The sequence below is a fragment of the Kitasatospora phosalacinea genome, from assembly GCF_030268885.1.
GTDB classification, from domain to species: Bacteria; Actinomycetota; Actinomycetes; order Streptomycetales; family Streptomycetaceae; genus Kitasatospora; species Kitasatospora phosalacinea_C.
In genome coordinates, this window is sequence record NZ_BSSA01000073.1 from 1 (window position 1) to 3,643 (window position 3,643).

A 3,643-nucleotide genomic window follows, 5' to 3' on the forward strand; every position below is an offset into this window, starting at 1 on the left:
AGACGATCGCCGCGAACAGCGTCTCATCAGGCGTGTTCTGCGTCCCGCCGCCCTGCGGCCGCACCCGGTCCGGCGGGATCAGCGGCCTGGCCAACTCCCACAACCCGTCCGGAACAATCCAACTCCACGTACCCCGCCCCATGCCCCGATCAACGAGCCACCACCACGTAGGACACGGTCTAAGGCTTGTCGCAGCACTCCTTGATCATGGTGGGTGTGTTGATGGGCATACGAGGTCGGAAGCGGCGGCTGGAGATCGAGGCGGAGTACTGGCGCCTGCTGCAGTCGGGGGTGGGCACGGTCGAGGCCTGCAAGCTGGTGGGGGTCGGCCGGAAGACCGGTTACCGCTGGCGCGCGGAGAACGGGGGCCTGCCTCCGGAACGGGTGGCGGAGCCTGTGCACTCCGGCCGCTACCTGTCGCTGCTGGAACGCAAGCGCATCGCGACGCTGCGCGAACACGGGCTCGGGGTAAGGAAGATCGCTGCCCGGCTGGACCGCTCGCCTTCCACCGTGAGCCGGGAACTGCGCCGCAACACCCTCGATCACGACCGCGGCATCTACGCCGCCGACCTGGCCCACCACCGCTCGCGCAAGCGCGGGAGCCGACCACATCGGCCGAAGCTGCAGAACGACGCCGCGCTGAGGGCGGAGGTCCAGGCCAAGCTCCACCTGGAGTGGAGCCCCGAGCAGATCGCCGCCCACTTGCGCGTTCTGTGGCCCGACCAGCCCGAGCGGCACCTGTGCCACGAGACGATCTACCGGGCGCTCTACCAAGGTGCCAAGGGCGTGCTGAGCCGGACGCTGACGAAGAAGCTGCGGACCGGCCGGTCTCTGCGCAGGCGCCGCCGCAGCAGCAGTGCACGGGCTCCGCGGTTCCAGACGCCGGCCGTCCTCATCCACGATCGGCCGGCCGTGGTGGACCAGCGCGATCGCGTCGGCGACTGGGAGGGCGACCTGGTCGTCGGACGCGGGAACAGGTCTGCGGTGGCCACCCTGGTGGACCGCCGCAGCCGCCTGCTTCGGCTGATCCCGCTGCCCGGCGGGCACGACTCCGCCAGGGTCCGGGACGCCATCACGGCCGCCATGCAGACGCTGCCCGAGGCGGCCCGGCTGACGCTGACCTGGGACCAGGGCATCGAGATGGCCCGCCACCACGAGCTGGCCCCGCTGTTCAGCGACGGCATCTACTTCGCCTACCCGGCCAGCCCGTGGCAGCGCGGCACCAACGAGAACACGAACGGCCTGCTACGGCAGTACCTACCCGAGGGCACGGACCTGTCCGTCCACACCCTGGACGAGCTCCGTTTGATCGAGGACCGCCCCAACAACCGCCCCCGAAAGACCCTCGGTTGGCGAACCCCCGCGGACGTCTTCACCGCCGCTCTGACAGCATGAGACCAGCAACGTTGCGACGATCATGCGAATCCGCCGTCCGACACCGCCAGCAACTGGATCAACCGGCTCCAGACAGCCCACCAGGCCGGGCGGTTGGACGCTGAGTTGAAGAAGATCCGCCGCTACAAGCTGATCATCGTCGATGAGGTGGGCTACATCCCGTTCGACCAGGACGCCGCGAACCTGTTCTTCCAGCTGATCGCCTCCCGCTATGAACAGGGCTCGGTGATGGTGACCTCGAACCTGCCCTTCGGAGGCTGGGGAGAGACGTTTTCCGACGACGTCGTCGCGGCCGCGATGATCGACCGGCTGGTCCACCATGCCGACGTCCTGACTCTCACCGGCGACTCCTACTGCACCCGCCAGCGGCGCGAACTCCTCGCCAAGGAGAACCGCGTCAGCCGCGACTGAACGACGACGCGGGGACTACGTCCTGGCCGCGTTCTCGCGCCACCACGTGACATCCCTGTCCAGTTCGTCAAAGACGTTACGTCGCCGTTCGATGTGGTCGATGAACTCAGCCGGCAGCCTGACTCCGTGGTCGAGAATGTAGTGGGAGAGTCCTTCCGGCCAGAGGTAGTAGCCATCGGTGAAGTCACGGGACCCGTTCAGGCGTGAACACAGCCGACATCTCGATGAGCCCATCCAGTATCCGGCTACCTGCCCGTGATCCAGATAGTCCGCGACCGACAGCCGTTCCTCCTCCTCCCACTCAGGATCGACAAGATCAGCAGGGTTCGGCAGCTCCTGGTTCTCGGGCGACCCCCAGAAACCAAGCAGCCTGACCGGACCCTCGGGATGTTCACGCAGCTCAGGCATGCCCAAAGACTTCCACGAGCACAGCCCCGCGTCACTGCAGTTTCCGTCACAACCAACCGAGGTTGTCGGCGTACGAGTCAACATGCACCATCTCGTACGAGTGACTGAGCGCCAAAGTTGATACGGCTACCACCTCAAGAACCGTCTCCAGGCTGTCAGCCAGGACACCGACGTAGCTTGAGCGGTGGACCCATCTCGCTGTCATACGACGGAGCTGAGGGCCAATGGGAGGCCGGTTTCACCCGGCACCGTGGAGTTCCATGGGCACGAATACTCCATGGACTGCACCCCGTGGGGCATCGGAAACTGGCTCGAAGCGTCCAGCCGAGGAATGAGGGACCACTGGTGACACCCGGCAATGGCACCTGGAACGCGCCTGACGACCACGCCGCGTGGCGCAGCGTCTGCAACGCGATGCTCGAGGAGCAGGCGGTGACCCGCGAGGGCGGCTGTCCGATCTGCGGGACGGGGACGCTGCACCTGGCGTTCACCATCGACGGGCCCGAACGGCGTTGGGTGGAGCGCGGGGTGGCAATGTGCGGGACGGGACGGTACTGGGAGTGGTGCGAGCAATGCCGCTCGTACGAGTACTACTGCCGGTCGAGCGTTCCGGAGTGGGCGCGAACCCACGTCGTCGCCGAGAACGAGGGGTGGCGCGACCCGCGGCAGGCGGCCCGGCTGATCGGTGCGTGAACAGGGAGAACCGGCCGGGCGGGTGACGGGCGGTCACTGATGGACGATCTCGCCAGCCAGCCAGCCGGTCGTGGCGCAGGCCGAAGAACCTGATCAGCGGTCGGCCCAGAGCCGTCAGGAGCCGCCACAACATCCTTCAGCCGGATGTGCGTCGCCGTCTTCGGGCCGAGGGCTCCGGTGCAGCCGGAGGTATGCCGCTCGTCCTCCAGACCAATGGCGGGCATGGCCTGTTACAAGCCGGGCGAGCGGTCCCGGCTGATCTACGCGATCCGCGAGTGCCGCGGCCGCAAGGACACGCCGAAAGGCTTCGGCTGGCGCGACTTCCGCGACCTGATCGTCCGAGCCCGCATCCAGCTCGGCGGCCCGATCGTGCTCGTCTGGGACAACGTCCGCCTGCACCTGACGGCCGGCATGCGGGAGTTCATCGAAGCGAACGCCGAGTGGCTCACCGTGTTCCAGCTGCCCACCTACGCCCCAGACCTCAACCCGCAGGAAGGCGTGTGGTCGCTGGTCAAGCGCGACATCGGCAACCTCGTCGCGGTCGACCTGGGCCAGATCACCCGGGCCGTGAAGCGCAAGCTCAAGATGCTGCAGTACCGACCCGAGGTGGGGGCTTCGCCCGTGAAGGTGGACACGCGGTTGGTTGTCACGCGGCGAGCGTGAGCTTAGCGGTGTGGCGTCGGCGTTCGTATTCGTTCGGGCTGAGGTGGCCGTTGGCGGAGTGCCGGCGGCGGGT

Annotated in this window: 4 protein-coding genes and 2 pseudogenes; 4 read left to right on the top strand and 2 right to left on the bottom strand. The window is 67.3% G+C overall.

All coding sequences use genetic code 11. The features are described from left to right. Positions 1 to 142 (bottom strand): annotated as a pseudogene (locus tag QSK52_RS38895) (IS5/IS1182 family transposase); the annotation flags it as partial. A gap of 80 nt (positions 143 to 222) precedes the next feature. Between QSK52_RS38895 and QSK52_RS38900 the strand changes: the two are divergent. Both QSK52_RS38900 and QSK52_RS38905 read left to right on the top strand, forming a co-directional pair. Beyond that, positions 223 to 1,395, top strand: a complete 1,173-nt coding sequence (locus QSK52_RS38900; protein ID WP_285741011.1) for an IS30 family transposase — start codon at positions 223 to 225, stop codon at positions 1,393 to 1,395. 57 nt (positions 1,396 to 1,452) lie between these two features. Further along, positions 1,453 to 1,806 (top strand): ATP-binding protein, encoded by a 354-nt coding sequence (locus tag QSK52_RS38905; RefSeq protein ID WP_285741015.1) that lies wholly within the window; start codon positions 1,453 to 1,455, stop codon positions 1,804 to 1,806. 15 nt (positions 1,807 to 1,821) lie between these two features. Here the strand turns inward: QSK52_RS38905 and QSK52_RS38910 are convergent, their stop codons facing one another. Then, a complete protein-coding gene (locus tag QSK52_RS38910; RefSeq protein ID WP_285741012.1) occupies positions 1,822 to 2,214 on the bottom strand; it encodes a hypothetical protein in 393 nt (130 codons plus the stop codon). A gap of 345 nt (positions 2,215 to 2,559) precedes the next feature. On the opposite strand from QSK52_RS38910, the gene QSK52_RS38915 reads away from it, so the two are divergent. Both QSK52_RS38915 and QSK52_RS38920 read left to right on the top strand, forming a co-directional pair. Continuing rightward, the gene (locus tag QSK52_RS38915) at positions 2,560 to 2,907 is read left to right on the top strand and encodes a hypothetical protein (protein WP_285741013.1); all 348 of its coding nucleotides are present in this window, start codon (positions 2,560 to 2,562) and stop codon (positions 2,905 to 2,907) included. Between the two features lie 195 nt (positions 2,908 to 3,102). After that, positions 3,103 to 3,570 (top strand): annotated as a pseudogene (locus tag QSK52_RS38920) (transposase); the annotation flags it as partial. Between the last annotated feature and the right edge of the window lie 73 nt (positions 3,571 to 3,643).

Bases quoted from the DNA above. Each gene is read 5' to 3' on its own strand.
- QSK52_RS38900 (WP_285741011.1), top strand. From the start codon at position 223: ATGGGCATACGAGGTCGGAAGCGGCGGCTGGAGATCGAGGCGGAGTAC.
- QSK52_RS38910 (WP_285741012.1), bottom strand. From the start codon at position 2,214: ATGCCTGAGCTGCGTGAACATCCCGAGGGTCCGGTCAGGCTGCTTGGT.